General features: G+C 42.1%; 21 protein-coding genes and 1 other RNA gene. 18 read left to right on the top strand and 4 right to left on the bottom strand.

Features of this window, described 5'->3' with window-relative positions:
- The first annotated feature begins 99 nt into the window (after positions 1–99).
- From BLR42_RS04715 to BLR42_RS04700, 4 genes are all read left to right on the top strand, one after another.
- Positions 100–1512 (top strand): ABC transporter substrate-binding protein, encoded by a 1413-nt coding sequence (locus tag BLR42_RS04715; RefSeq protein WP_091867053.1) that lies wholly within the window; start codon positions 100–102, stop codon positions 1510–1512.
- A 158-nt stretch (positions 1513–1670) separates the two neighbouring features.
- On the top strand, positions 1671–2558 hold the full coding sequence (locus BLR42_RS04710; protein WP_022760959.1) for a carbohydrate ABC transporter permease: 888 nt from the start codon (positions 1671–1673) through the stop codon (positions 2556–2558).
- Between the two features lies 1 nt (position 2559).
- Positions 2560–3408 carry a carbohydrate ABC transporter permease gene (locus tag BLR42_RS04705; RefSeq protein WP_026498707.1) on the top strand — a complete coding sequence of 283 codons (849 nt, stop codon included), beginning with the start codon at positions 2560–2562 and terminating at the stop codon, positions 3406–3408.
- A gap of 276 nt (positions 3409–3684) precedes the next feature.
- A complete protein-coding gene (locus BLR42_RS04700) occupies positions 3685–4044 on the top strand; it encodes a hypothetical protein (RefSeq protein ID WP_091867051.1) in 360 nt (119 codons plus the stop codon).
- Here BLR42_RS04700 and BLR42_RS04695 read toward each other — a convergent pair.
- Positions 4005–4628 carry an RHS repeat protein gene (locus tag BLR42_RS04695; protein WP_091867049.1) on the bottom strand — a complete coding sequence of 208 codons (624 nt, stop codon included), beginning with the start codon at positions 4626–4628 and terminating at the stop codon, positions 4005–4007. The genes BLR42_RS04700 and BLR42_RS04695 overlap by 40 nt on opposite strands.
- A gap of 157 nt (positions 4629–4785) precedes the next feature.
- Between BLR42_RS04695 and BLR42_RS04690 the strand changes: the two genes are divergently transcribed.
- The 10 genes from BLR42_RS04690 to ffs all read left to right on the top strand — a co-directional run bounded on the left by BLR42_RS04690 (position 4786) and on the right by ffs (position 18147).
- Positions 4786–6426 (top strand): RHS repeat domain-containing protein, encoded by a 1641-nt coding sequence (locus BLR42_RS04690; protein ID WP_091867047.1) that lies wholly within the window; start codon positions 4786–4788, stop codon positions 6424–6426.
- A gap of 16 nt (positions 6427–6442) precedes the next feature.
- A complete protein-coding gene (locus BLR42_RS04685; RefSeq protein ID WP_026498704.1) occupies positions 6443–7276 on the top strand; it encodes a lipase chaperone in 834 nt (277 codons plus the stop codon).
- A 53-nt stretch (positions 7277–7329) separates the two neighbouring features.
- A complete protein-coding gene (locus BLR42_RS04680) occupies positions 7330–7725 on the top strand; it encodes a hypothetical protein (RefSeq protein ID WP_139165105.1) in 396 nt (131 codons plus the stop codon).
- A gap of 32 nt (positions 7726–7757) precedes the next feature.
- Complete coding sequence (locus tag BLR42_RS04675; RefSeq protein ID WP_091867043.1) at positions 7758–8660, top strand: tetratricopeptide repeat protein; 903 nt, start codon at positions 7758–7760, stop codon at positions 8658–8660.
- A 41-nt stretch (positions 8661–8701) separates the two neighbouring features.
- The gene (locus tag BLR42_RS04670; protein WP_091867040.1) at positions 8702–10390 is read left to right on the top strand and encodes an FHA domain-containing protein; all 1689 of its coding nucleotides are present in this window, start codon (positions 8702–8704) and stop codon (positions 10388–10390) included.
- Between the two features lie 24 nt (positions 10391–10414).
- Complete coding sequence (gene essC, locus BLR42_RS04665) at positions 10415–14671, top strand: type VII secretion protein EssC (protein ID WP_139165104.1); 4257 nt, start codon at positions 10415–10417, stop codon at positions 14669–14671.
- 24 nt (positions 14672–14695) lie between these two features.
- Positions 14696–15208, top strand: coding sequence for a hypothetical protein (locus BLR42_RS04660; protein WP_091867036.1), 513 nt, complete (start codon positions 14696–14698; stop codon positions 15206–15208).
- A 93-nt stretch (positions 15209–15301) separates the two neighbouring features.
- A complete protein-coding gene (locus BLR42_RS04655) occupies positions 15302–17071 on the top strand; it encodes a sensor histidine kinase (RefSeq protein WP_091867034.1) in 1770 nt (589 codons plus the stop codon).
- A 129-nt stretch (positions 17072–17200) separates the two neighbouring features.
- Positions 17201–17956, top strand: a complete 756-nt coding sequence (locus BLR42_RS04650) for a response regulator transcription factor (RefSeq protein WP_091821781.1) — start codon at positions 17201–17203, stop codon at positions 17954–17956.
- 91 nt (positions 17957–18047) lie between these two features.
- An RNA gene (ffs, locus tag BLR42_RS04645) (signal recognition particle sRNA small type) lies at positions 18048–18147 on the top strand.
- A gap of 26 nt (positions 18148–18173) precedes the next feature.
- Here ffs and BLR42_RS04640 read toward each other — a convergent pair.
- A complete protein-coding gene (locus BLR42_RS04640) occupies positions 18174–19046 on the bottom strand; it encodes a helix-turn-helix domain-containing protein (RefSeq protein WP_091867032.1) in 873 nt (290 codons plus the stop codon).
- 311 nt (positions 19047–19357) lie between these two features.
- Between BLR42_RS04640 and BLR42_RS04635 the strand changes: the two genes are divergently transcribed.
- Positions 19358–20338 (top strand): glycoside hydrolase family 43 protein, encoded by a 981-nt coding sequence (locus BLR42_RS04635; RefSeq protein ID WP_091867030.1) that lies wholly within the window; start codon positions 19358–19360, stop codon positions 20336–20338.
- A 104-nt stretch (positions 20339–20442) separates the two neighbouring features.
- On the opposite strand, the gene BLR42_RS04630 is transcribed toward BLR42_RS04635, so the two are convergent.
- Complete coding sequence (locus tag BLR42_RS04630; RefSeq protein ID WP_091867028.1) at positions 20443–21918, bottom strand: nicotinate phosphoribosyltransferase; 1476 nt, start codon at positions 21916–21918, stop codon at positions 20443–20445.
- A 155-nt stretch (positions 21919–22073) separates the two neighbouring features.
- On the opposite strand from BLR42_RS04630, the gene BLR42_RS04625 reads away from it, so the two are divergent.
- The 3 genes from BLR42_RS04625 to BLR42_RS04615 all read left to right on the top strand — a co-directional run bounded on the left by BLR42_RS04625 (position 22074) and on the right by BLR42_RS04615 (position 25960).
- Positions 22074–23429 (top strand): 5-bromo-4-chloroindolyl phosphate hydrolysis family protein, encoded by a 1356-nt coding sequence (locus BLR42_RS04625; RefSeq protein ID WP_091867026.1) that lies wholly within the window; start codon positions 22074–22076, stop codon positions 23427–23429.
- 87 nt (positions 23430–23516) lie between these two features.
- A complete protein-coding gene (locus tag BLR42_RS04620) occupies positions 23517–24671 on the top strand; it encodes a toxic anion resistance protein (RefSeq protein WP_022760971.1) in 1155 nt (384 codons plus the stop codon).
- Between the two features lie 113 nt (positions 24672–24784).
- A complete protein-coding gene (locus tag BLR42_RS04615) occupies positions 24785–25960 on the top strand; it encodes a galactokinase (RefSeq protein WP_242879195.1) in 1176 nt (391 codons plus the stop codon).
- Between the two features lie 62 nt (positions 25961–26022).
- On the opposite strand, the gene BLR42_RS04610 is transcribed toward BLR42_RS04615, so the two are convergent.
- Positions 26023–26706 (bottom strand): hypothetical protein, encoded by a 684-nt coding sequence (locus BLR42_RS04610; RefSeq protein ID WP_091867024.1) that lies wholly within the window; start codon positions 26704–26706, stop codon positions 26023–26025.
- Between the last annotated feature and the right edge of the window lie 56 nt (positions 26707–26762).

Genomic DNA, 26762 nt, shown 5'->3' with positions numbered 1-26762 from the left:
CCCCTAGGAGAAGGCAATAATGTAGATCTAAAGCACCAAGTGCTTAAGATATAACGTATTAATGGCAGAAATGCCCAAAAAGAAAAGGAGAGGTATGTTATGAAAATGAAGCGTATTGCATCATTGCTGCTTACGGGTGTTATGACTTTATCACTCGTTGGATGCGGTGGGGGAAATTCAGCACCGGCAGCAGACAACACAGCTAAAGAGGAAGCTCCGGCTGCAACAGAAGCTGAAAGCACCGAAGAGACCACTGAAGCTGCTGACACAGCAGAGGAGGCTACAGAGGCTGAGAGCACAGAAGAGGCTACAGAAGAAGTAGCAGCTGATGATGGTGAGGCTATTGATCTTTCAATGTGGTGTATTGCAACAGAGAGTGATTCAAACCGTCATTCTTATGAAGCTGCAATTGCCGACATGGCAGAGAAATATCCCAATGTAAACTTCACATGGGAAGCATTTGAGAACCAGTCCTACAAGACAAAGATCAAGGCTGCAGTTGCTGCAGATGAGATGCCTGATATCTTCTTCACATGGTCATGTGCATTCCTTGGTGATTTCGTAGATGCAGGCAAGGTTTACTGCCTTGATGATGCTTATGAGAACTACAAGAGTGAGCTTCCTGAAGTTATGATGGGTAACTCCACATACGACGGAAAGCACTACGGTGTACCGCTTACAATGAACATCGTTGGTCTCTTCGCAAACATGGACCTTCTTAAGGAAGCTGGATATGATGAGATTCCCGGAACTTATGATGAGTTCATCGCTTGCTGCGACGCCCTTAAGGACAAAGGAATCATTCCTTTCGGATGTGCAGGAAAAGAGACATGGTGCGTAACAGAGTATCTTGAGTCTGTAATCGAGAAGAGCGCAGGCGCTGATACACTTAACGAGATCTTCGCTGGCAAGGCAACATGGAACAACCAGGACGTTGCTGATGCTGTTGATACATTCCAGGGTCTTGTAAACAACGGTTACTTCGATCCTTCAGGAATCGGCCTTACAAACGACGAAGTTAAGAACAACTTCATGGCTGGCAAGTATGCATTCTACATGAACGGAACATGGAACTGTGCTGACTTCGCTGCTAACGAAGAGTTCAAGGATAAGGTTAAGGTTAGTGAGTTCCCTGTAATCAATGCTGACAAGGCTAAGCTTGGACAGCTCATCGGTGGACCTTCTGATACACTTGCTGTAGCAGCATCTTCACCTAACGCTGAGAAGGCTGCTGAGTATGCATTTGAGCTTGGTAAGCTTATCTGCCACTATGGTTACCTTGATGGCTGCGGACTTCCTGCATGGACACCTTATGGCGACACAAGTTCTGTAAACGAGCTTACACAGACAGTTGCAGGCATCGTTGCTAACGCTGATACAATGGTACTCTTCGGCGACACAGCTATGAGCGCTGATTCTGCTAACACATATCTTTCATATGTAGATCAGGTTTATGGTTGCCTTCTTGATGGTAAGCAGTTCATCGAAGGGCTTGCTAAGGACATCCAGTAATAACAAATAATAAGTCGGATTAGACTTTACTTTGTCCTTCCTGACTTCTGAATAAAATTGGAAGCAGGAAGGACTTTTTAATGCAAAGGCATTTTGCCTTACTAAGGTTATGCCAGTAGAGCCGGATACAGAAGAAATTCGGCTGGGAAGGTTTGTGTATGAATAAACAAGGTTTAAAAAAAGGATTAGCAATTTTCGTATTTCTGCTTCCGGGACTGCTCCTTTTTGTAAGCATACTTATTGCACCGATCGCTGTATCTGTGTACAGAAGTTTGTATGACTGGAACGGTTTTTCCGCAGGCACATTCATCGGTTTTGACAACTATGTCGAGTTGTTCACAAACGGGTCGATCAAGTTTGTGACATCACTGAAAAATTCGTTGATACTGGCATTTTTCTCAGTTTTTGTGCAGTTACCTTTTGCGCTTTTACTGGCACTCCTTCTTGGTAGAAGAGAGAGCCTTAAGGAGAGAGTATACTTATCAATATTCTTCATGCCGGTTCTTATTTCAACAGTAGTTATCGGTCAGCTCTGGCTGAAAATATATAATCCCGATTATGGTCTTTTGAACAGATTCCTTGAAGCAATAGGCAGAGGAGACTGGAAACACGTATGGGTAGGTGAAGTAAGTACTGCTCTTGGAAGTATCATCGTTCCTACGGTATGGCAGTACGTCGGCTATCACATGCTGCTCATGTATGCAGGAGTTAAGGGCGTTGACATGGACCTCAGAGAGGCAGCAATGCTCGATGGTGCAACAAAGTGGCAGGTAGACAGATACGTGGTTATTCCGATCATCAAGCCCATCATCAGAGTAAGCGTTATCTTCGCAGTAACAGGTTCACTGAAAACCTATGACCTTGTAAGAATCCTTACTGAAGGTGGTCCGTTCCAGTCCACAGAGGTACCCAGTACCCTTTTGGAAAACATGCTGTTCCTTCGAAACAGATATGGAATGGGAAGTACTATTTCTGTCATGCTGATAATACTGTGCTTTGCATTTGCTCTGCTGATAAGTGCAGCATTTAGGGAAAAGGAAGATTAATATGGAAAGCTATACACTTAAGGAAACAAATCCTGTATTTAAGGTTTTTACGGAAATAATATTAGTAATCTGGGCGATTATTAACCTATTTCCTATATATTTCATGTTCACATTTGCCCTGAAATCCAACGATGAAATCTTTGGTGCAAACGTGATAGGTCTCCCGCAAAAATGGCTGTGGTCAAACTTTACAACTGCCATGGGCACGGGAAACATGGGCCTTTATTTCTTCAACAGTTTACTTGTTACAACTATTGCCATTGCCATATCTATTATGGCTGCGATGATGGCTACTTATGCCATCACAAGAATCAGATGGAAGGGTAGTAAGCTGATGAACGCATTCTTCATGCTTGGACTCACAATACCGATCCAGGCATCAATCGTTCCGGTTTATGTAGTGCTTTCAAAGCTTCACTGGCTCAATAAGTATTCAACACTTATTATTCCGTATGCAGCTTTTTCGCTTTCAATGGCAATTCTGATCAGCACCGGATTCATGTCCGAGATACCTTTTGCACTTGATGAGGCAGCAAGAATCGACGGATGCGGACTTTTCGGAACATTTTTCAGAATAATCCTGCCGCTTATGAAGCCCGCGGTTTCAACGGTTGGCGTTTATTCATACCTTCAGTGCTGGAACGAGTTCATGTTTGCTAACGTATTCATCTCAGACTCAGTGCACAGAACTCTGCCAGTAGGTATCAAGGCCCTGTCAGGACAGCATACAACGGAGTGGGGACCCATTGGTGCTGCGCTTGTTATCGCGACCTTCCCGACACTTATAGCTTATCTGTTCCTTAGTAAAAAGATTCAGGCAAGCTTCATCGCAGGTGCGGTCAAGGGTTGATGGCCTTTTGACAATACTTTCTGAATTATTAAGAATTTATTAAGATTATTAACAATTTGGGATAATATTGTTGTATTTTTAGTAAAATCATGCTATTGTAAAGACGCTTTTTGTTTGATATATCGAGGGGGAACGATAAATCAGGGGAGCGCAAGAAGTGTCTTACAGTTTTGTTTGGGGAGTCTTTAACAATTTAATTATTTAAAAATCAAGGGATGTGATGCATTACATCCCTTGTTGCGTGTATGTAGGGGATCGAGGACAGTGGAGAATCTGATGAAAAGAGTTTGCTTGGGGGCAACAAAACTCCTGATGGTTATAACCATAATGCTGATAATTGTTTACGGCAGAGGAATAACAGCAAAGGCAGTGAATGTCACCTATGAAAAAGAAAAGGTGATAAATCTTGTTAATAAAAAAATGACAGGATATATAAATGCCATCAATGTAAATATGGATGAGGTGGACACACATGTTGCAAATGTAAAGACAAGTAATAAAAACCTGAAGGCAAAGTGTGTAAGCCACAGATATAAATACTCAGTTAATACTAACTATGAGGCTATACAGATATATGCCACCAGAAAAGGAACCTATTATGTGACATTTGACATAGTAGATGGTAAGCTGTCATAAGAATAACTTCGAATCAGCTCATTGTTACGCTGAACTCCGGTAAGTCGTCCAATCTTATCATAATCATAGTGGTATAGCCCGGATACATGCTCAAGATTTCTCCTGTGCCTTTCCACATCGCTTCTTCTGCCTGAATCGTCATAAGAATAGACATAGCTGTCAATTATTCCCTCATCATCACGGGCGATCATTTCTTTTAGATATCCGCCCGGCAAATATGACAACTGCAGCTCTACGCTATTTGGCAGTACCTTCCTTGAAAGCCTTCCATTCTCATCATAATCATAAAGAGTCTTATTTGCTCCATCAACGATTGCAGAAAGCCTTGTCATATTATCATAAAGATAGTCAACTCTTTTTCCATCCGGATAAGTTATCGATGTTCTCTCACCGGAGGATCCATAAGTGTAACCAACAGTACGATTCTTAGGGTCCGTTATCTTCTCAATCTGCCCAAGGCTATCTCTTTCTACATTTGTTGTACCAGTCCAATCAACAATCCTGCTTATAAGTCCAAGAGCATCATAAGTAAACTCTACGCTTTTCCCATCTGCGTAAAGTACCTTTTTAAGACTTCCATCCATCTCATAGCCATATTCTGTATCATAGCCATAATCCCTCCATTGGGAAGAACAATACTATCCCTCTTCCACATGGTATTATATGTGTAAACGGTCTTTCTTCCTGCTGGGTCAGTAAAAGCTGCCTCCTTCCCCATGTCATTATATTCCCAGCTGGCGCATGTTCCATCAGGATCTTCTATCCTGGTTTGGAAATAGGCGAAGCTTTGAAGAAGAGGGAAATACCACAAGCTATACTTATGATGCTCTGGATAGACTTATTTCATCAGAGACTACTTTTGCCGGGAATGGCGTACATGAAATAACAGCGTATAACTATGACAGACGTGGAAACATGACAGAGATGTTTGTGGATGGAGCCATATCAAAGCGGTTCAAGTTCGATTCCACAAACAAAATGATTTGGGGGTACGATAGAGACAAGGGAGAAGCAGACTATAAATACAATGGTATTGGAAAGAGGGTTGCGGTAAAGACGCCCGAAGAAGACATAGAATATATTTTGGATATAACTAAATTCTATAATGACATGCTGGGCAGAGAGGTGAATGGCCAAAAAGAGAGCTATGTCTATGATTCTGGAATTATCAGCATGGATAGAGACGGAGAGGATTATTTCTATCTCCTTGATGAACTGGGAAGTACAATGCGTCTTACAGGAACAGATGGGGATACAGTATCCGCCTATGCTTATGATGAGTTTGGCAGAACCTTTGATCCGTTTACCGGTAAGAATAAAAAAGCGAAGGAACATCCGTATAACAAGGAAGGGAATATACTACAACCACTTGCATTTACAGGATATCAGACCGATGACATAACGGGAAATTATTATGCCCAGGCAAGATACTACAATGCTGGAAGTGGTCGTTTCATCTCAAGAGATAAGGATGCTTTTATGTTCATTGAGGATCCGGAATCTCTGAATCTTTATGAGTATTGTCAGAATAGTCCAATTGAGTTTTTTGATCCGACTGGAAATGATCCCGTAGATAGAGACATTGGAAATGATGCTCATACTAAATTAGAAACATATGCTGAACTATTAAATGTAGAAGGAATAATACCGGGTGTAGTTAGAACTAATCATAGGATAGATGGAGGAGCTTTTCATACTAATGGAGAATATGGGAAGGCAGATATAGTAATTTTTCATGATGGTATAGCAGAAGTATATGAAATAAAACCAGCATCATATTTGAAGACAACAGAAATAGAAACTGATCCAAGATATTATAAGAATGGTGAATTGCCGGCGGAAGGCGCAAATAAAACCAGACATCAACTTGGATTAGATCAAATGCAAGGCCATGTTGATGCATATAATAATAATGGTAAAAGTGAATTTGGGGCGACTCAAGCAGTTCCAGGAGGATACAAGCCGTATTTTAATGTAACACTTCCAGCATCAGATGGAGGAAAATATAGATATTTTACTCGCGCGGATTCTCCGGGAATGATTTATTATGAGTATAAAGGGCCGGAGGATGAATTAAGAAGGAGAAGGAGGGATATCCCTGCTAGCAGGGATAATGATAAGGATAATTCACAAGGAAAGGGAGGAAATAATAGTAATATCACTGAGTTTAAACCGGAACAAAAGAAAAGTCCTGATATTGCAGCTATAGTAATTGACGTTTTTATAGTAGTGGTGTTGATTGCAATTGTAGTATTAGCGATTATAGGAATAATATCAGCTGCAGCAGGGGCGGCAATGGCATCATTTGCTGCGTTGTGCTTATTTGTTGTTAAATGGTTTAATGGATTGTTTAATTCAAATGCATGTGATGGTCCGGCATGATAGGAGGTGAATGAAAATGAAAATCAGAAGAAAAGAGATAATTAAAGAAATAATATGTGAAGAGGCTAGTAAAAGAGAGTTCCAAGTAGAGTGGGGAACAAAATCTGGTAGGATATGGGATGTAGCTACGTTTAGAAGGAATGGAGTTGGACAAAAGTTTGTACTAGTCGAGATTGTAGACAAACCTGGTATGATAAGGCTTGATGGGTTTTATCCAAAGAATCTTTTGTTTAAATATGAATCTGAAGAAGTGGAATCATATAGGGCAGCAATTTCAGAAGTAGAAGTATTTCTTGAAAACGAGGGGTATAGAGCGCTTGATGAAGTAAGAAGACAGCATGCCATCGAAAAAGAAGATCGCGATTATGTTTTTGAGAATATGAAAGAATTGTCTAGCCAGTTTTGTGATGATAATGGTATCAATGATGTGGATATAAATCAGGCTTTAGGATATATTGCAGAAGCTTTTTTAGGAATGAGAGGAAAAGAGTGGGAAGATATCAAGCAGGATTTTTATAAAGTGGTGGCCTTTTATATGCATAACCTTTTGAAAGTTCCCTCCTTGGAAGTGTATAGAAAGCAGATAGCTGAAGGGATGGATGAGGAAATACAAAAAGTAAAAGGAAAATCATTAGACATAAGAAGGATAGATAATAAATATATAAACACTGCTCCTCTTAATGGTGCACTTGGCAAATATTATTCTGATAGAAGTGTGAAAGAAATAATTTCTGATTATGTCTATGAATTAAATAGACTTCTTACAATAGAAGAACTTCAAAAAAACAATATAAAAGTTGAACAATGGAAACGGGATGAGGCTTTGAATGATATGGCAAATCATTTTTGACACTTTGTCGAAAAAGACAGAGAAAAATAGAAGGAATTAATAAGGTAAGGGAAATGTATATTGATTACATGAACTATGCAAGGGTGCGGGAATTCCATTTGCTGATATTAGTGGCGTGGATTATACCATATTTTTCAATTCTTGATTTTCCGCAGCTGATAACACCATTCTTTGTAACATTGGGATTCATTATCTATGATTTGGTGAAATCTAAGGGATATTTTCCCTACAACAAGTATGTAATTACTATCATATGGACGAATCTGGTAGGCATAGCATTATCCACAGCAATTTATGTGTCCGGATATGTGAATGATCCATATGTAAGTGTTGGTCCTGAAATGGGTTTATTTTTTGCGGGAATAATGGATGCTATTTATCTGGTTCTTCTGGCTGTTTGTATAGCGGGAGGATTCATTATCTTATTTGTGAAAAATAAAATGGCATAAACATGGATATAAGCCGAATGGAGTTTGCATAAATGAAAAAACTGAATTTAACAGGCACAGACGTAGATGAAGCAGTCGATAGAATACTCACTTATAAAAAATCCTTCACTTGGCGTTATTTTTTTGCAGTGTTTTGTATAGTGTTAGTTTGGTTGGTTGTAATTATCTCTGCACTGATTCCGATATTGCCTAATGATTGGGGATATGATTACACGGATCCTTTTTCCGATGAGTATTTTACAAAAAGTGTAATCGTTATGTGTTTATTTATTTTGATTCCGATAACTATTCTTTTAGTGCGTATGACTAAACTGCATTTGTACCTATATAAAATACTGCTTGATGATTGTGAGCCGCGGAAGTTTATTGATGTGGTAGACAGACTGGTTAAGGAACGCTACTTTAGGAAGTGTTATGTAAATGCGGTTGGAACTTACTATATTGCTGCCAGTGCGTACGAAAAGGATTATGAGAAGGCAATGGAGCATATAGAACTAATGCGAAGCAAAAGCAAGCTTAAGATGTTCCGGAAAATATGTATGTTTTATCAGGGATGCGTACTTGCAGACACAGGCAGAGTGGAAAAAGCTCAAAAATGTCTCGATAAACTAAAAGAAATGGTAGGAACTAAAACCGGCAACAGTAGAATTGCCAAGGCTGACAGAGCCAGGATTATTGATCTTGAGGGCGTGATTGCATATGCGAAAAAGGATTATGAGCGCGCAGCTTCATTATATAATGAGGCAATGAAAACTTTTAATAACAATATATCAAGAATAGTGCTCACCTACGGTTGCGGGAATGCAGCATATAATCTTGGGAATTATACAGAAGCATTGAAATGTTATTCGGAAGCACTCGAGATCAAGCCTGATGCAAAGCTTGTATTCATGGATGACCTACGAGAGAAAATAGATGAAATATCAGGACTATAAAAAGTCTGTAAGAAAAAAGTTTTGGAATAATGGGGAAAAATATGTTTAAGGTATTTAAAAAGACATCTGCAATTGTCTTTGCAGTTTTAGTGATGACAATGTCAATTAATGTTTGTGCTGCTGAGGATAGTGCGGCAGACACAGCTTCGGTAGCTGAAGAAGTAGTAGATGCAGCTGCCGAGGAAGAATCTTCGGAGGAACAGATAGAAGATAATTCCGAGGAGACAGATGCAGAGACATTGGGCGATGAAGAATTATCAGAAGATGCCGAAGGCGAAGAGCAGGTAGAGGAAGAGCCGCCAATTCCCTATGCGACGAATATTAATGAAGCTAAGAATGGTGTAGTACAGGTAAATTATGTGTATGTGGACGATAATGAAAAGTCACATATCGTAATGGGTGGTACCGGCTTCCTGATCGGTTTTCCTGATGGAAATGAGTATGTCCTTACAAGTGCTCATATTCTTGAACTTACAGATGATGTGAAAAAGGCGGCTTTTAAATACTTTAAAGTTCCTAAGGACAGTTATGATAGTGCCAAAATGGATATACAGGTTGTTGTAGAAAATGATATTACAACACCTGCGACTCTTGTAAGCAAAAGTGATGAACTTGATGTGGCTGTATTGCAGCTGTCAAAGCCAATTCTGACAAGAACACCTCTTGCAATAATTACTTCTGAAGATGGAAATGCTATAGATCTGCCCTATGAAGTGGCGGATAAAGTTTATGCGCTTGGTTTTCCTGAAGAGATCATGTTCAGCACAAATGAGAAATGCTATTCCAATGACAGGGTGGTTATGTCTTCAGGAGATATCGTCAATCTTACCACTATTAATGATATACAGACTATTCAGCACAGCGCCGAAGTTGGGAATAACAACTGCGGTGGGCCACTTATAGATGAAAACGGAAATGCAATCGGAATAAATACGCTCGGACTTGATGGATCATATTATTGTGCCGTAGACTCAACAGTTTTGGTGAAACTTCTTGATGCGCAGGGGATACAGTACAGTAAATTAGAAAAACAGGAAGAGCTGCCTGTAGAAGAGGAAACTGAAGAAATTATTGAAACACCTGAAGTGGAAAAAGAGATAGTCGTAGAACAGGTGACTCCCAAATGGATGATTATCCTTGTAATCGTTCTTGGTTTACTTTTGATTACAGTGATTACGGTTATGATAATTCTGCTTGTCAGAAAGAGAAAAGAAAAAGCAAGCGGGGGAGATGATAATTCAGGAAACGATGAGGCCCAGATATTACTGAATCCGACAGCATCGCCATCTGTTTCCAAGCCTTCGTCCGCACCTGCACCCAAAAGTGACAGTGGAAAGATAGGCGATAATGATACCGGAGTTATGAGCATGAACGTTCCGGATATCAAGGGGACAACAGTTCTTGCATATAATAATGAATCTTCGGGACCCAGGTTGGTTTCAGGATCGCTCATTAGAAAAAAGGATTTGAAGAATATCCTTATAGATAAGGAAGAGTTTTCAGTGGGCAAGGATGCGCTTCATGTCAGCTATTGTATAAATGATAATGGGGCGATAAGCAGAACTCATGCAATTTTCAGATCAGATGCATCAGGCGTCTATGTTGAGGATTGCAATTCCACAAATGGAACCTTTGTGAACGGAAGAAGAATACCTGCAGGTCAGCCGGTCCTTCTTATGAATGGCGATATAGTAAGGCTTGCAAATGAAGAATTTTCATTTAAGAGTTAAATAATAGAAAACGAGGATGTATCAGTGTCAATTAGTGAAGCTGCATTAGATAGAGAAATAAGGATGGACTATAAGTATCAAAAGGCTACTTTCGATATGACAATAGATATATCCTCCAAAGTCACTTTTACAATTGGTAATAATCAGAGGAACGATATTTATGTCCCGGATAATAAGGCATCTTATTATGCGCTTACGGTAAGACGCCTTATTAAAGGATATGAAATAGATTCTTCCGAGAACAGGTATGGATATTATTTAAACGGAGTGTATGTATCTGACCGCGTTAAGCAGGTCAGCGATTTTTCATTTATAGCGATTGGCGGAGTTGTATTCTACTTGGAGGCCAATCAAATTGCAACTGCTTCAAAATCTGACATTATCACAAGTCTTCCTATAACTAATAAGCTGCGTTCCGGCAGCCGAATTGAATATCCGGCTTTTTATCTCACAGCTAGAGATGAATACCAGCTTCCTGATGAAAAGATTGAAGTGAAACCTCCGGAAGCTATGCCGACTAAACCAAAGAATAATCTGCTGATAACGATAACCCCAATGTTTCTGACACTCATGGTAATGATTTTGGTTAGAAGCCGCATGATGGGCGGAGGAGCAAGCTATGTTATTTATTTTGGAGCCACTATGGTTATCGGAGCGTTAACTTCTGTCTGGACATATTTTGACAATACAAAGGACTACAGAAAAAACGTAGCAGAGCGAGAAAAGGTATATAAAGAGTACATAGTAAAGAAGGAAGAAGAGATTCAAAAGTGTCGTGAAGATGAAAAGGCAGTTCTTCTCAAACGCAATCCGTCCCTCGAAGAAACGGTTAAGCGTATTCTTGTATTTGATCCCAAATTATTCGAAAAGAAAAACGGACAGGAAGATTATCTGGATGTAAGAATCGGAACTGGAATCACTAAGTCATTACGAGAGATACAGTTTGATGATAGGGATTATGTCAATGTTTACGACAAGCTCATGGATTATCCCAAGCTTCTTCATGATAAGTATGAGTTTATTGAAGATATGCCGGTGGTGCTGCATCTTTCAGAGGTTAATGCGGTAGGCTTCATCGGAAACAGAACGATGCTCTACCATATGCTTAAAAACCTCATTATAACCTTAGCAGGCCAGGAAGCATTTACAGATATAAGAATGGTTCTGATGCTGGAGGAGATGTATGTTCCGTATTTGGAATGGGTAAGATGGCTTCCGGGATTTAATAATGAAGTGACCGGGGCTCGCACAATCATGTTTGACGAAGAGAGCAATAAAAAGGGTCTCGAGTTTTTGTATGCCGAATTATCAACCAGAGAGACTTTGAAGGAAGAGGTTATTAAAAAGCTTCCGAATTATATTGTATTTGCGTTCAGATCTGAGAGGCTCTGCGAATTCCCTGTAAGTAACTACATTGAACGTGCAAAAGATCTTGGATTTACATTTATATTCTTTGAAGAGGCAAGAGAACTTCTTCACAAGGCCTGTGATACTGCTGTATATCTTTACGACGAAGAATACAAGGGACATATTCAGAATCTTAAGGACTCTCAGTCACTCCAGTATTTTTCTTACACACATCTGGATAAGGAACTTGCTGAAAAATGCGCAGTTAAACTGGCACCTGTATATATCAGGGAGACCAGTCTTGAGAGTAATCTGACTAAGAATATTTCTCTCTTTGAGTTGTTTGGAATAAGAAAAGTAACAGAATTGGACCTTGGCAGACGCTGGGCCGGTTCTAAGATTCATGAGAGCATGGCAGCGCCTCTTGGTGTAAAGAGCGGAGATGAAACTGTATATCTGGATATCCATGAAAAATATCATGGCCCGCACGGACTTGTGGCAGGAACTACAGGTTCGGGTAAATCCGAGATCATACAGTCATATGTTTTGTCCATGGCAACATTGTTCCATCCTTATGAAGTTGGCTTTATTATCATCGACTTTAAAGGTGGTGGTATGGCTAATCAGTTTAAAAATTTACCGCACCTTAACGGAACGATAACAAATATAGACGGTAAGCAGATTAATCGTTCGCTTATGTCTATTAAAGCTGAGTTAATAAAGAGGCAGGAACTGTTTGCAAAATATGAAGTAAACAGAATTGATGATTATATAAAGCTTTTCAAGAGTGGAATTGCAGATACGCCGCTGCCGCATCTGATTCTTATTGTAGATGAGTTTGCGGAGTTAAAAAGTGAGCAGCCTGATTTCATGAAAGAGCTTATAAGTGCAGCCCGTATCGGACGAAGCCTTGGAGTACACCTTATTTTGGCGACGCAGAAACCTGCGGGTGTCGTAAATGATCAGATTTGGAGTAACTCTAAGTTCAAGCTTTGTCTTAAAGTTCAGGATAAATCGGATAGTAATGAGGTACTGAAGTCTCCTCTTGCTGCTGAAATAAGAGAACCGGGAAGAGCATACCTTCAGGTTGGTAACAACGAGATATTCCAGCTTTTCCAGTCGGCATACAGTGGAGCAATTGCGGAAGAGAATGTTGGAGAAATAAAGCGAGAGTATTCGATTGCAGAAGTTGACCTTATGGGAGCAAGAAATGTCATCTTCAAGCAGAAAAATCCGAAGGGTGAGGGTACACAGACACAGCTGGAAGCAATTGTGGATTATGTAGAACAGTACTGCGAGGATAACAACATAGAAAAACTTCCCGAGATTTGTCTGCCGCCTCTTTCCGATCATATCGAATACCCGGAGACTATAGATGTAACCGGGACAGATGTAGTGGTTCCTATCGGTATTTATGATGATCCTTCAAGACAGCAGCAAAAAGAGCTGTCTGTTAACTTTACACAAAATCACACATTTATTTTGGGATCATCACTTAGTGGTAAGACATATCTTCTTCAGAATATGATTTACGGACTTACAGGGAATTATTCTCCGGAGGATGTAAATATTTATATCGTTGACTTTGCTTCGATGATACTTAAAACTTTTTCTTCTATTAATCATGTGGGTGGAGTAGTTACTATTGTAGAAGAAGACAAGATGAACCACTTTGTCGATATGATGGTAAAAAAAGTTGAAGAAAGAAGACAAATCCTGTCAGATGCAGGACTTAGTTCTTATGGAGCGTACAGAGAAGCTGGTGGAAAGGACCTTCCCCAGATCGTTATTTTCCTGGAGAACTATTCTGTATTCAGGACAACCTATGAGGATCTTGAGGATGACTTCCTGAGTATTTGCAGGGATGGTGTGGCAGCAGGTATATCCGTTGTAGTAACTAATCAGCAGCTTTCCGGAATGGGATATAGGCTACTTACTAATTTTTCAATAAAAATTGCGATGAACTGCAATGACAGTTCCGAGTACTCAGGACTTATCGACAGATGTAGGATGAAGCCCGACGAATATCCGGGAAGAGGTCTCATAGTTGTTGATAATGAGATTATGGAATTCCAGTCATATTTAGCTTTCTCAGGCGAGAAAGAAACTGACAGAATCTACAGTATCAGGGATTATATAGCGAAGATCAATAAGAAGTATGAAGGAATGAAGGCAGAGACGATTGTTTATATTCCGGATGTACTGAACGACGAGTATATGGAGGATCGTTTCGGTTCTTCCAATATGCAAGGCTATCAGCTTTTGTCAGGTCTTAATTATGCAACAACGCTGCCTGAATATAATGATTTGTCGAAGAATATTATTACTGGAATATTGGGAACAGAGGAGCTTGGAAGAGGCGATTACGTCAAGTATATTATCAGAAAACTTCAGGAGAGCAGCTCGTATGATCCTGTAGAATTGTATATCGCAGATGACAGGAGTAAAGAGCTTTCGCAGTTTAGCAGCTTATCATGTGTCGCGGAATATACAAGTGACAATATGGAAGTAATTGACTTTGTAGAAAAGGCCTATGAGACAGCAAAGGCAAATCATGAAAAAGCAGTCTCTGGAGAGGCACTGGATGATGTTCCGCTTATGGTTCTGATGATCAACAGCCCCAAGGCTCCTGATATTATTCATGATAATGAGGAGGTGTATAACAAATATAAGGTGCTTACCTCTGATTATACAGAGAGCAAAGTAGCTATAATCTTCTCAAATCTTGAAAATGAGACACTAACAGTTCTTTCTAATCCTATACTTAATGGTATCAGTGACAGCGGAAATGTACTGATGTTTGAGGAAATCGGAGATATCAATTTCATCAGCATTCCCCCGCTGATGGTTGCAAGGGTAAAGAAGTCACCCAGTAAGGGTGATGCGTTCTACCTGAAGGGATCAACAATAAAGAGAATTAAAACTGCTGAATAAAAGCAGAATCGGCAAGGAGGAAAAATGGGGACATCATTTCGGAATATACAGGTTTATAATCCCGGACATAAGAATCAATATGAGCTTGAGGAAGACTATTGCATAGAGCATTTGACTCCTGATTGGGATACGATTTTTGAGGATAATCTTGAAACTGAATTTGAAGATGTAAGAGAAGAAGCAGTGAGACTGTCAGAGAGGTTGGATACTCCGGTTATCAGCATAAGCTATTTTGATGACATGCTCTTTGCAATAGAGGTACTTGAAGGAGGAAAATCGACAGCATATCACTTTGTTGGAGATGAAGGGATGGATACAAAAAATGTTCAGGAACTTATCAAGGCTTTGCATCTTGAACCCGAGCTGGAGATTCCTTTTAGAAATGTCATTAAGAAGGCAGGATTTGCGCCTGACTCAATGCAGTTAATTGAAGATCTTGCAAGAATTCCAATCGGTGCGTTCAGCTTTAAGGATGAAGAAGATTACTATAGATTCAGAGATCGGGAAGAGATCCTTGATGAAATCTCAAGGCTGTAAGAAAATTGCTAATTTGCACCTTGTTAAAGTTTTGAAATCAATTCTGAATATACTATAATAGTGTAAGCACATTTTGGTTTTTTAGGGGTTTACATGAAGTTCGGCAATTGGGGATTAATTAAAAAGAATAGGAGCGGAGTATCTCTTTCACTGAGCCTTAAAAAGCTCATCTTTGAGGTGGTTTTGGTTGCAATTGCAGCATTTATTATTTCAATGACCATCATTACCGAGAGAGAGCGCCGCGACTATGGAGTCAGAGATTCTGATAACGTCTTAAAAACTCTTTCCAGTAATATTTCATCAGATATTGAAAAATACACATCGCTCTCGAGGCTCATAATGATAGAGAGCCGTGTGATCGATTTTTTGCGCGCGGAAGTATCAGCTGTGAGCATGGGAATGATAAATGATGCCAGATACGGTATAATGGACATTTTGAATTCCACAGAGGGTGTGGACAGCGTAATGGTCATCAGAGAAGATCTGATCATCGTTGCAACCAACAGATTCACCTATAATTACAACACGGATCTGATGAACAGCGAGGACTGGCGCAGGGAAATATATGAGGGCAACGGTAGAGCAGTGGTGTCTCTAAACAGCTATGGTATTGCCGAGAAGGCAGATGGAAGGCCCATGGTTTCCATAGGAAGAGCTATCAATGACATTGATACCCAGAAGCGCACGGGACTCCTTATGATGAACATCTCCACAAGCGTATTTGAAAATATGCTGACGAGGCTTGGTTACAACAATATTTGCATCATGGGAACCGACGGGACCTTTCTCGCCGGGAACCGCGAGTATGAGAACTACTTCGGAGATGAATTTCTTAGTGAAAAGATCAGACACAGAAACATCAGATTGGGCGGAAAGGATGTCCTTCTTTCAGGATGCAGAGTGAATGACCTTCCGATAGTGATTCTTAGGGTCTCGCCCTACGGCACAGCGGGAATACCCTTCAGAATGCTGTATATCCTGTTGTTCCTTCTGGTTGTTTTCACTCTCATGGCAGTCTTTGTCGCAATTTTCATAAGACAGAATATAACAGATCCGATATTTGAGCTGTCGGGTGCGATGGAGAGGAACAAGCGCTCCGGAGAGCTGAAAAAAATAGACGTTGAGGTTCCTTACAGTGAATTAAACATGCTTGAGGGAGATTATAACAGTATGATCGACCATGTTAACGAGCTGTTTGATGAGCTGGTGGAGAAGGAAAAGACTCTGCAAAAGGCGGAAATGCGTGTCTTACAGGAACAGATTAAGCCGCACTTTTTATATAACTCGATTGAGACCATAGGATTCATGGCGCTGGATGCCGGAGCTGACAAGGTGCATGATGCTCTGGAGACGCTCGGAAGCTTTTACAGGAATTTCCTTAGTAAGGGCGACAGAGAGATTCCGCTTTCCCGCGAGATCTGCATTGTTAAGGATTATCTATCGCTTCAGAAGCTCAGGTACGGCGATATTCTTGAAGACGAATATGACATTAATGAGGATACGCTGAATTTTGTGGTGCCAAAGCTTATACTGCAGCCGATGGTGGAGAACTGTATCTATCATGGCATACGACTTAAGGGTGAAAAGGGTACAATAAAAATATCTGCACATCTCGAAGACGGAGAACTCCATCTGATAGTTAGAGACACCGGAGTCGGCATGGATGCAGAGCTTATAGAGAAAATCGTGACCTCAAGGAGCAATACCTACGAACAAAACTCGAGTAGTTTTGGATTATGGGGTACAATAGAGAGGATAAGGTATTACGCAGGCAGAGAAGATGTAGTCAGGATAAGCAGTGAAATAGGGGAATTCACGGAGGTTGAGTTTATTATTCCTGATATGATGCATCCAGGGGCTTGAGTATAAATTGTAAAAGCCTTCCCCTCGGGGGGCGCTCAACGTCCGGGGGACGTTGGTTTAGCGTGGACCGAAGCGGAGCGAAGAAAGGTGTCAGCGAAGCTGACGGATGAGGGGATACGGGGAGGTATTATGTACAGAGTAATGATCATAGACGATGAGGAATCCGCGCGCAAACTGATGCGTGCAGCAATAGATTATAAAAGTCTCGACATGGAAGTTGTGGGCGAAGCAGCCAGCGGCATAGAGGCAATAAACACTATTGATGAGATAAAGCCTGACATCGCTTTTGTTGATATATCCATGCCGTTCATGGATGGAATAGAATTCACGGAGACCGCAACTAAGCGCTATCCTAACCTGATCATCATCATCATGACGGCCATAGATAAATTTGAGTATGCAAGAAAATGCGTAAGCCTTCCGGTTTTTGACTATATGCTTAAACCTATGGTGCGTGCGGAGGTTACAAAGGTTCTTGAGCGCGCAAAGGAGAAGCTTGATGCGATGGGAGGGGCCAGTACCTCGGACTTTGCGGATAGCGAGGAAGAACCTGCAATTACAGAGGCTAATTCCACCGAACTGATCAAGCAGTATGTTAAGGACCACATTACGGATTCCACCCTTAACCTTGCGTTTGTTGCGCAGAATTTTGGCTTTTCCTCAAGCTATCTTTCCCGCAAGTTCAAGCAGGATACCGGCAAGAACTTTGCGAAGTACTTAACAGATCTTCGAATGAAGAAGGCCATAAAGTATGCTGAGCAGGGGTACAAAATGTACCAGACGGCAGCAGAGGTCGGGATTCCGGATCCCAATTACTTTGGGAGATGTTTTAAGAAATATGTTGGAATGAGTTATTCTGATTATATAGTAGAAAAGGCACAATAATGTGCCTCGTGGTGGATAATGGTTGACAACTTATCATCATCTGCTTATTATTAACAAATGACGGTCTTGTAACGGGTGCACGCTCGTGCGGGATCGGGTCTTATGCAATGAGAGCCTGCGAACCGTGTCAGGTCGGGAACGAAGCAGCACTAAGCGGAATCTCTCATGTGTTGTAAGGTAGCCTGGTTTCGCCCTGCGTGTGTCCATTACAGGACCGTTAAGCCTTATTCCCACACCAGTACATATTTCTGAATTCTGTTGGTGTGCATCCCTTTATTATCTTGAACATTCTTATAAAAGAGGACAGTGACGGGAAGCCGCAGTTTAAGGCTACATCCGTGACAGAGTTCCTGGGATCTGTAAGGTATGTTTCAGCTTTTGCAATTCTCTTCTGGTTCACATATTTATAGAAGGAAACGTTTGTAAACTGCTTGAATCTTCTTGAGAAATAAAACTTGCTAAAGCCGCTTCTGTCGGCAACATCATCGAGAGTAAGGTCCTCAGAGCAGTGCTCCTGAAGATAGTCGCAGATCTCGATAAATTTCTCAAAGTATTCGTCGCCCTTGGCATACTCAGTCGAATCGTCGGTTCGTTTCTTACTAACGTAGTTTTTACCAATAAGAGACATGAATTCCAGAAGCTTACAATAGATATCAACCTCTGAAAAAGAGGCATTCTTTTCATAAATCTGGTTGATCTCCAAAAGGAGAGTCTTTGCCCTGTCGTGAATTTGAGGATAATCCTCGGGAGTTACGACAATATAAGGAGACATGATGTTGATAAGTGACTCAACGTCATGCATGAATCTGAGCTCATTGGTATCGGGCTGGAAAATAATGCGCTGACCAACCTCGGGAGCCTTGATGGAGTGGATGCATCCCGGGCAGATAATTGCGATATCGCCCTCTCTTAAGACAACGTCCTCGCCCGCACAGTTAAGGAAGTACAAATTGCGAGTGGGCATAATAAGCTCAATCGCAGCATGCCAGTGCGGCGGATAATCTTCATATTTATCATTGTCATATAATTTTATTGAAGTGCTCTGTTTAAAATTGACTGTTTCAACAAGTCCGTTTAATGTTTCAATCATATTCGTTTCCTCTAAGGTTCTCAAATATGCAATTAGCAATATCTGTAAATTATAGAGTTTATTTTATTACAAAAAGGTGCTCTTTTAACTATCAAAAATTGCTTTTAACCAATTAATTATTGCGGACAAAAACGCTAAGATTATGGCTTTTGCATAATTTTGCCATGTGAAAATAGGTGATAATTAATGATATGAGCAAAAAAGCGAAATTAATTAAGGCAATTTTTTGACACCAATTAACAACTATTGCAAAGAAATGAGCAAGGCGCCTGTGATAATCTTAATCCACTGGTAATAGAGAGGAGTTTATAATGAGCAAAGAAAGAGAGCCTTTAGTTACACATATTTTCACAGCAGATCCGTCAGCACATGTTTTCGACGGAAAAATCTATGTATATCCGTCACATGATATTCCGCATGATGGCGAGGATAACGATAACGGTGATGAGTATCAGATGCAGGATTACCACATCCTTTCCATGGATAAGCTCGGCGGAGATGTTACAGATCACGGCGTAGCACTCAGCATGCACGATGTACCCTGGGTTAGCGACCAGATGTGGGCACCGGATGCGGTTTATACAAACGGCAAATATTATCTTGTATTTCCTGCAAGAGATAAGGAAGGAAATTTCAGACTCGGTATCGCAGAGAGCGATAAGCCCGAAGGCCCTTTCAAGCCTGAGGACAATTGCATTGAGGGAAGTTTCAGTATAGATCCCTGCTCCTTCAAGGACGACGACGGAAAAGTATATGTTTACTTTGGCGGCCTCTGGGGCGGACAGCTTGAGAAATACAGAACAGGAAAATTCGATCCTAACGACACAGAGCCGGAGAAGAACGAGAATGCGGTTTTCCCGAAGATGGCACTTATGAGCGAGGATATGAAGTCCTTTGCAGAAGCACCCAGAGATATTCAGATTCTGGATGAAAACGGAAAGCCCCTTCTTGCAGGTGATGAGGATCGCAGATATTTCGAGGACCCCTGGACCTACAAGTACAACGGAAAGTACTATTTCTCATATTCAACCGGAACTACACACTATCTCTGTTATGCTGAGAGTGATAACCCGTACGGCCCCTTCACCTACAAGGGACGCATCATGGAGCCTGTAATCGGTTGGACAACCCATCATTCAATTCTTGAGATTGAGGGTGAGTGGTACCTGTTCTACCATGACTGTGAATTGTCAGGCGGAATCAACCACAGAAGATGTGTTAAGTATACAAAGCTTAACATCGCAGAGGATGGAACTATAGAGACAATCCATCCGTATGATCATAAGAACTGAGGGAGAACCCCTCATCCGGCTGCTACGCAGCAACCTGTCTTCGCTCCGCTTCGGTCCGCGCTCAACGTCCCCCGGACGTTGAGCGCCCCCCGGGCGTCATTTTATCAGTTTTCTACATTTGTCATATCAAGTCCGGACATCTGGTCAAGTAATTTCATCTTGGTGTCATACAAACGACGGGATAGATCCACATGTACCTCGTGAGGATTGAAGAGACGTCTTGTCTCCTCCCAGAGTGTATCCTGCTCCTTGAGGCAGTAGTCACGAATTTCCATTGTCTTAGGTGAAGTGTAAACACATTCGCCATTTTTGAATATAGGAACCATGATCTCTCTCAAGGTGAAGCTTCCTGCGGGAAGAAGAGTTTTCTTCCAAGGCTCTAAGGGATCGAAGAGCAGAAGCTGCTTGTCCTCGGTGAAGGTCTCGTTTTCAAGACAGATGAGGTCGGCCTTAACCTTACCGCTTGCCTTTTCATAAACTCTGTAGATCTTCTTGTTTCCGGGATTGGTGACCTTCTCGGAATTCTCGGAGAGCTTGATCTTGGGAATAAACTCACCGTCTTCGCCCATAACCGCTGCGAGCTTGTAAACACCGCCGAAGGACGGATTGTCCTTAGCTGTGATGAGGTGTGTGCCAACGCCCCAGGAAGTGATGGCAGCGCCCTGTGACTTAAGGGATGAGATAAGGTACTCATCAAGATCGTTGGAAGCAGATATGATTGCATCCGGGAAGCCGGCTTCATCGAGCATCTTGCGGGCCTCTTTTGACAGATAAGCAAGGTCACCGCTGTCAAGACGGATTCCGTAGAAGCTGAGGTCGATGCCCTCTTCCTTCATCTCCTTGAAGACACGGATTGCATTCGGAACACCTGACTTAAGGGTATCGTAGGTGTCGACGAGAAGTATACATGCTGAAGGATACAATTTTGCATAGGTCTTAAAAGCTGTGTACTCATCAGGGAAACTCATGATCCAGCTGTGAGCATGTGTGCCCTTTACAGGGATATCGAAGAGCTGTCCGCACAGAACATTGCTGGTGCCGACACATCCGCCGATAACTGCAGCTCTTGCACCGTAGGTTCCGGCGTCAGGACCCTGCGCACGGCGAAGACCAAACTCCATAATTCCGTCGCCTTCAGCTGCATAGCAGATTCTTGCTGCCTTGGTTGCGATAAGTGACTGATGGTTGATGATATTTAAAATCGCGGTTTCAATAAGCTGAGCTTCCATGATGGGTGCGATGACCTTAACAAGGGGCTCTCTGGGGAAAATGAGTGTTCCCTCGGGAATGGAATAAATGTCCCCGCTGAATTTGAAATCGCGAAGATAATCAAGGAAATCCTCATCGAAGATACCCACGCCTCTGAGGTAATCGATATCTTCCTCGTCAAAATGCAGCTCTTTAATATAGTTGATAAGCTGCTCAAGTCCGGCCATAATTGAGTAACCGCCGCCAAACGGATTATTTCTGAAAAATGCATCAAAAATAACGGTCTCGTTCTGGGACTTGTTCTTGAAGTAGCCCTGCATCATCGTAAGTTCATACAGGTCTGTCAGCAGTGTCAGATTTTGTCTGTCCATACAATTTTACCTTCTTAATATAAAGTTTTTTGGAAAAAAGTAACTCCACGGTAAAATAATAACACAATTTTCCACTTTAAGGTACCAAAGTAAACCAATTAAAGCCCTTGAATTTACGCGGTCTGAGATTGTTTTTTGATGGATAATATTATAAAATGGAAAAGATTTCAATCAGTTGTTTTATTGAGGATGGAAGAGTTATGGGAGATTACGATAACATCTATAACGCCGGTAACAAGATATTAAAAGAAGTTACCAAGGCGGTCGAAACAGGTAATTACGATAATCTAAGTGTTTCGCTGAAAGTTTCTATAGAGGATGCGGTCAGGGCAGCAAAAGCTAATCCCTCACAGAATTTCAGAGGCAAGGCTTCAACAGGCAGAACCGTTAATTATGCTAGCGGTGCCAAAAGAATACCCTTTTTCACAAGAAAAGTCAGTATGAATCACGGAATGGGCAAAGTGGTCGGAGGCATTGTAGGTGCTTCTATTTTCGGACTTGCGGCTCTCGGAGCACTGACAACAGGTGTGTGGGCTCAGGCCGTTACTTATCTTGCGATTACCGCATTATTCGGATTCCTTATTAAAGGTGGATCCGATGATAAAAAGCTGGCAAAAGCCTTCAATAAATACGGAAGAATCTTGGGGAATTCCGAATTTTTCGCAGTCGGTGATCTTGCGATGGCAGCAGGGGAGCGTTCGGATACGGTTCTGAAAAACATCAAGAAGATGATAAATAAGGACTTCCTTCCTACTGCAAGATTTGACAGGAATGAGACTACGGTAATGCTTTCCGAAAGAGCTTTCGCACAGTATATGAGAGCTGAGAAGGCAAGACAGGACAGAGAACTGGCGCAGGCACAGCAGATAAGTCAGGATCGCTTCAGTGCCGAGAGCACAGAGGGTGTAACAAACCAGGGCGTTAAGTCTATCATTGATGAGGGTAATGCTTATCTTGCAACTATCCGCAGAATTAATGATGAGATTCCCGGTGATGAGATGTCGGAGAAGCTCTATCAGCTTGAAAATATCATGAGGAAGATTTTCACCCAGGTGGAGAATGAGCCCGAATGTGCGGACGAACTCAAGAAGTTCATGAATTACTATCTGCCCACAACAACCAAGCTTTTGAATGCTTATGTAGATCTCGATAAGCAGCCTGAGGTTGGTGAGAACATCACCAGAACCAAGAAAGATATTGAGGATGCTATCGATGTAATAAACGATGCCTTTGAAAATCTTCTGGACAGCTTGTTCCAGGATATGGCATGGGATATTTCTTCAGATATATCGGTTATGAAAACCATGATGGCGCAGGACGGACTTACACCTGACGGACTTATGTCCGGACAGCCTATGCCTGAGCCTGTTCCGGTTCCGGTAAGAACTGCTCCGCAGCCGGCACCGCTTTCCTTTGAGGGATCTGCATATCAGGTAGCCCCCGAATTGCAGCAGGCCGCAGGTGCGCAGGCACAGGCCGCTGAGGATGAAAAGGTACAGCTTAAGTTTTAACCCGAAGAATAACAGTAATCATTTTTAGTCGTAAATGTTTGTTTTTTGAAACATTATGAAAAGAAAAATTTAGTTGGAGGAAGTAAAATGGGAGACGAGTTTAAAGAGTTTGAGAATTCAGCACCGACATTGTCATTTGACGCACCGGTAGCCGAGGCAGTTGCACCTGCGCCGGCAGCTACAGCACCGCAGACACCTGAGGCAGCTGCAGCAGAGGCACAGCTGACTGAGGAGGAGATGAAGCAGGTTGATGCTTTCGTTCAGCAGATTGATATTACCAACTCTCAGGGAATCATGAACTACGGTGCAGGCACACAGAAGAAGATGGCAGATTTTTCGGAAAAGGCCATTGATAACGTGCGCACAAAGGATATGGGACAGGTCGGCGACATGATCACAGGTCTTGTTACAGAGCTTAAGAACTTTGAGGTTGAAGAGGACGAGAAGGGACTTAAAGCACTTTTCAAAAAGAGTGCCAATAAGGTTACTGCATTAAAGGCAAGATATACAAGCGTTGAGAAAAACGTTGAGGCTATCAGCAATGAGCTTGAGAGACATCAGATGACTCTTATGAAGGATGTTGCCACACTCGACAACATGTACAAGCTCAACCTCAATTACTACAAAGAGCTTTCAATGTACATCATTGCAGGTAAGAAGAAGCTTGAGCAGGTTAGAGCAAACGAGCTTGTTGCAGCTCAGAAGAAGGCAGAGCAGTCAGGACTTCCTGAGGATGCACAGGCAGCTAAGGATATGGCAGCTCTCTGCGACAGATTCGAGAAGAAGATCTACGATCTTGAGCTTACACGTACAATCGCTATGCAGACAGGCCCTCAGATCCGTATGGTTCAGAGTGCTGACACAGCAATGGCTGAGAAGATCCAGTCCACAATCGTTAACACTATTCCGCTTTGGAAGAACCAGATGGTTATCGCAATCGGAATCGAGCACTCCGCACAGGCAGCTAAGGCTGAGCGCGAGGTTAACGACATGACCAACGCACTTCTTAAGAAGAACGCAGACATGCTGAAGGTTGCTACCGTTGAGGCTGCTAAGGAATCAGAGCGAGGCATAGTTGACATGGAGACACTTAAGCACACCAACGAGACACTTATCACAACTCTTGACGAAGTTATGAGAATACAGACTGAAGGTAAGGAAAAGCGTAAGAACGCAGAAGCAGAGCTTGCACAGATCGAAGGCCAGCTCCGCGAGAAGCTCCTTCAGGCAGCGAAGAACTAAAGCTTTCCCCGTGGGGGCGCTCAATGTCCGGGGGACGTTGGTTTAGCGCGGACCGAAGCGGAGCGAAGACAGGTGGCGCGAAGCGCCGGATGAGGAGCAAGGAAGGGCACAATATGGAACAGAAAATGAAAGACGCAGTACTTAGGGGATTCGAAGAGCAGTATGGCAAAAACGACAGCGTTAAAGCATACTTTGCTCCCGGCCGTGTTAATCTTATTGGTGAACACACAGATTACAACGGCGGACATGTATTTCCCTGCGCACTGACAATAGGAACCTACGGAGCTGCAGCGAAGAGAAACGACAGAAAAATGCGCTTCTTTTCAATGAATTTTGACAACGGAAAAATTATTGAGGCTTCACTTGATGATCTTGAAAAGTCGAGAACAGCAGGATGGACAGCATATCCGGTTGGCGTAGTATGGGCATTTGAGAAAAGAGGCCTTAAGCTCGATACGGGCTTTGACATGATAATCTACGGCAATATTCCGAACGGTTCAGGCCTTTCATCTTCTGCATCCCTTGAGGTTCTGACAGGATTCATCTTAAGAGACCTCTACGGATTTGATGTTACCAATCAGGATCTTGCACTTATCGGACAGTACTCCGAGAACAATTTCAACGGATGCAACTGTGGAATTATGGATCAGTTTGCATCTGCAATGGGAAAAGAGGAGAATGCAATTTTCCTCGATACTGCGGATCTGTCCTTTGAATATGCACCCATAAAGCTTGACGGTGCGAAGATCATCATCAGTAATACAAATAAAAAGCACAAGCTTACAGATTCTGCTTACAATGCCAGAAGAAGCGCTTGTGAAAAGGCTCTTTCCGAGCTTCAGACAGTTGTTGATATTAAGACACTGGGTGATCTTACTGAAGAGGAATTTGAGGCACATAAGGACGCCATCAAGGATGATGACAGACGCATCAAAGCTAAGCATGCTGTATATGAGAACCAGAGAACGATCGAAGCTGTTGCTGCTTTAAAGGCAGGAGATCTTACGAAGTTCGGAGAACTCATGAAGCAGTCTCATATTTCACTTAGAGATGACTACGATGTAACAGGCATAGAGCTTGATACTCTCGCCGAGGAAGCCTGGAAGATTCCGGGAGTTATCGGCTCCAGAATGACAGGCGGCGGCTTCGGAGGCTGCACTGTCTCAATAGTTAAGGACGAGGCAGTTGAGGAATTCAAGAAGAAGGTAGGAAAGGCTTATCGCGAAAAGATAGGTTATGACGCAACCTTCTACACAGTATCCATCGGCGGCGGCCCTGCAGTAATATGAAATAAATAAAGCCTTCCCCCTGGGGGGAAGGTGTCGGCGAAGCCGACGGATGAGGGGATCCTTCACCCGACTATTTCACTGACATCTTCCTTCGTTGGAGGAAGGCTATTTTTTGAATTATCACCAAGCTGCGAATTCAGAATACTGATTATATTACTCTTGCTTAATGAATTCAGGCTTTCGGCGATGGGAAGAAGCTTTTCTATCTTAGAATCAGCCTCGGTCTGCGTCAGAGACAGCTTGTTTTTATACAGATCACACAGGAGCTTATAAGTTGCGGTCACGTCGGTTTTGGTAGATACTGCAAATTCAAGGACGGAGACAGCTTCCTTATATAAAGAAGCGTCATACAACTCTTTTGCCCACTTCTGAAGGTTTGTGACCAGTGTAGTGTAGTTCTGATCGTAGGCTGTGAGCTCCGTAATGTTGGGAGCACCGTATTCAAGCTTGAGATCGGTGTTGGTAATTCCGGTCAGATTGACAATTCTCTGCTCGGCGAGGCGACGGATGCTTTTTTCACAAAAATCGATCTCATCGTTCCCGGTTACAGCGCCAAAGGGGAGCTTGTCCATAGGGATTGTGACATAGTCCAGATGCTCGAGACTTTTTCGTCTCGTGCTGTTGGCCCGAAGCTCTTTATCCCAGAAGTCTTCTTCCTTTTTGCGTATTTTCTCATTGTTCCTGTGTATCGCTATGTTGGTCATCAGGACGAAGAGAATAAAGGTTGTCAAAAAAGGTAATTTCATTTATAATTTCCTTTCAGAAAATTTAGGAGTATAATACTATGTTGAAGTTTTTTAAT

Origin of the sequence: Butyrivibrio sp. INlla16 (assembly GCF_900104155.1) — a bacterium.
GTDB lineage: Bacteria > Bacillota > Clostridia > Lachnospirales > Lachnospiraceae > Butyrivibrio.
Note: the sequence above shows the minus strand (reverse complement) of the source record. Positions and strands in the feature narration are given on the sequence as shown.

What these genes read in the sequence shown, in the direction of transcription:
- BLR42_RS04715 (WP_091867053.1), top strand. Translation starts at nt 100, where the DNA reads ATGAAAATGAAGCGTATTGCATCATTGCTGCTTACGGGTGTTATGACT.
- BLR42_RS04710 (WP_022760959.1), top strand. Translation starts at nt 1,671, where the DNA reads ATGAATAAACAAGGTTTAAAAAAAGGATTAGCAATTTTCGTATTTCTG.
- BLR42_RS04705 (WP_026498707.1), top strand. Translation starts at nt 2,560, where the DNA reads ATGGAAAGCTATACACTTAAGGAAACAAATCCTGTATTTAAGGTTTTT.
- BLR42_RS04700 (WP_091867051.1), top strand. Translation starts at nt 3,685, where the DNA reads ATGAAAAGAGTTTGCTTGGGGGCAACAAAACTCCTGATGGTTATAACC.
- BLR42_RS04695 (WP_091867049.1), bottom strand. Translation starts at nt 4,628, where the DNA reads ATGGATGGAAGTCTTAAAAAGGTACTTTACGCAGATGGGAAAAGCGTA.
- BLR42_RS04690 (WP_091867047.1), top strand. Translation starts at nt 4,786, where the DNA reads ATGTTCCATCAGGATCTTCTATCCTGGTTTGGAAATAGGCGAAGCTTT.
- BLR42_RS04685 (WP_026498704.1), top strand. Translation starts at nt 6,443, where the DNA reads ATGAAAATCAGAAGAAAAGAGATAATTAAAGAAATAATATGTGAAGAG.
- BLR42_RS04680 (WP_139165105.1), top strand. Translation starts at nt 7,330, where the DNA reads ATGTATATTGATTACATGAACTATGCAAGGGTGCGGGAATTCCATTTG.
- BLR42_RS04675 (WP_091867043.1), top strand. Translation starts at nt 7,758, where the DNA reads ATGAAAAAACTGAATTTAACAGGCACAGACGTAGATGAAGCAGTCGAT.
- BLR42_RS04670 (WP_091867040.1), top strand. Translation starts at nt 8,702, where the DNA reads ATGTTTAAGGTATTTAAAAAGACATCTGCAATTGTCTTTGCAGTTTTA.
- BLR42_RS04660 (WP_091867036.1), top strand. Translation starts at nt 14,696, where the DNA reads ATGGGGACATCATTTCGGAATATACAGGTTTATAATCCCGGACATAAG.
- BLR42_RS04655 (WP_091867034.1), top strand. Translation starts at nt 15,302, where the DNA reads ATGAAGTTCGGCAATTGGGGATTAATTAAAAAGAATAGGAGCGGAGTA.
- BLR42_RS04650 (WP_091821781.1), top strand. Translation starts at nt 17,201, where the DNA reads ATGTACAGAGTAATGATCATAGACGATGAGGAATCCGCGCGCAAACTG.
- BLR42_RS04640 (WP_091867032.1), bottom strand. Translation starts at nt 19,046, where the DNA reads ATGATTGAAACATTAAACGGACTTGTTGAAACAGTCAATTTTAAACAG.
- BLR42_RS04635 (WP_091867030.1), top strand. Translation starts at nt 19,358, where the DNA reads ATGAGCAAAGAAAGAGAGCCTTTAGTTACACATATTTTCACAGCAGAT.
- BLR42_RS04630 (WP_091867028.1), bottom strand. Translation starts at nt 21,918, where the DNA reads ATGGACAGACAAAATCTGACACTGCTGACAGACCTGTATGAACTTACG.
- BLR42_RS04625 (WP_091867026.1), top strand. Translation starts at nt 22,074, where the DNA reads ATGGAAAAGATTTCAATCAGTTGTTTTATTGAGGATGGAAGAGTTATG.
- BLR42_RS04620 (WP_022760971.1), top strand. Translation starts at nt 23,517, where the DNA reads ATGGGAGACGAGTTTAAAGAGTTTGAGAATTCAGCACCGACATTGTCA.
- BLR42_RS04615 (WP_242879195.1), top strand. Translation starts at nt 24,785, where the DNA reads ATGGAACAGAAAATGAAAGACGCAGTACTTAGGGGATTCGAAGAGCAG.
- BLR42_RS04610 (WP_091867024.1), bottom strand. Translation starts at nt 26,706, where the DNA reads ATGAAATTACCTTTTTTGACAACCTTTATTCTCTTCGTCCTGATGACC.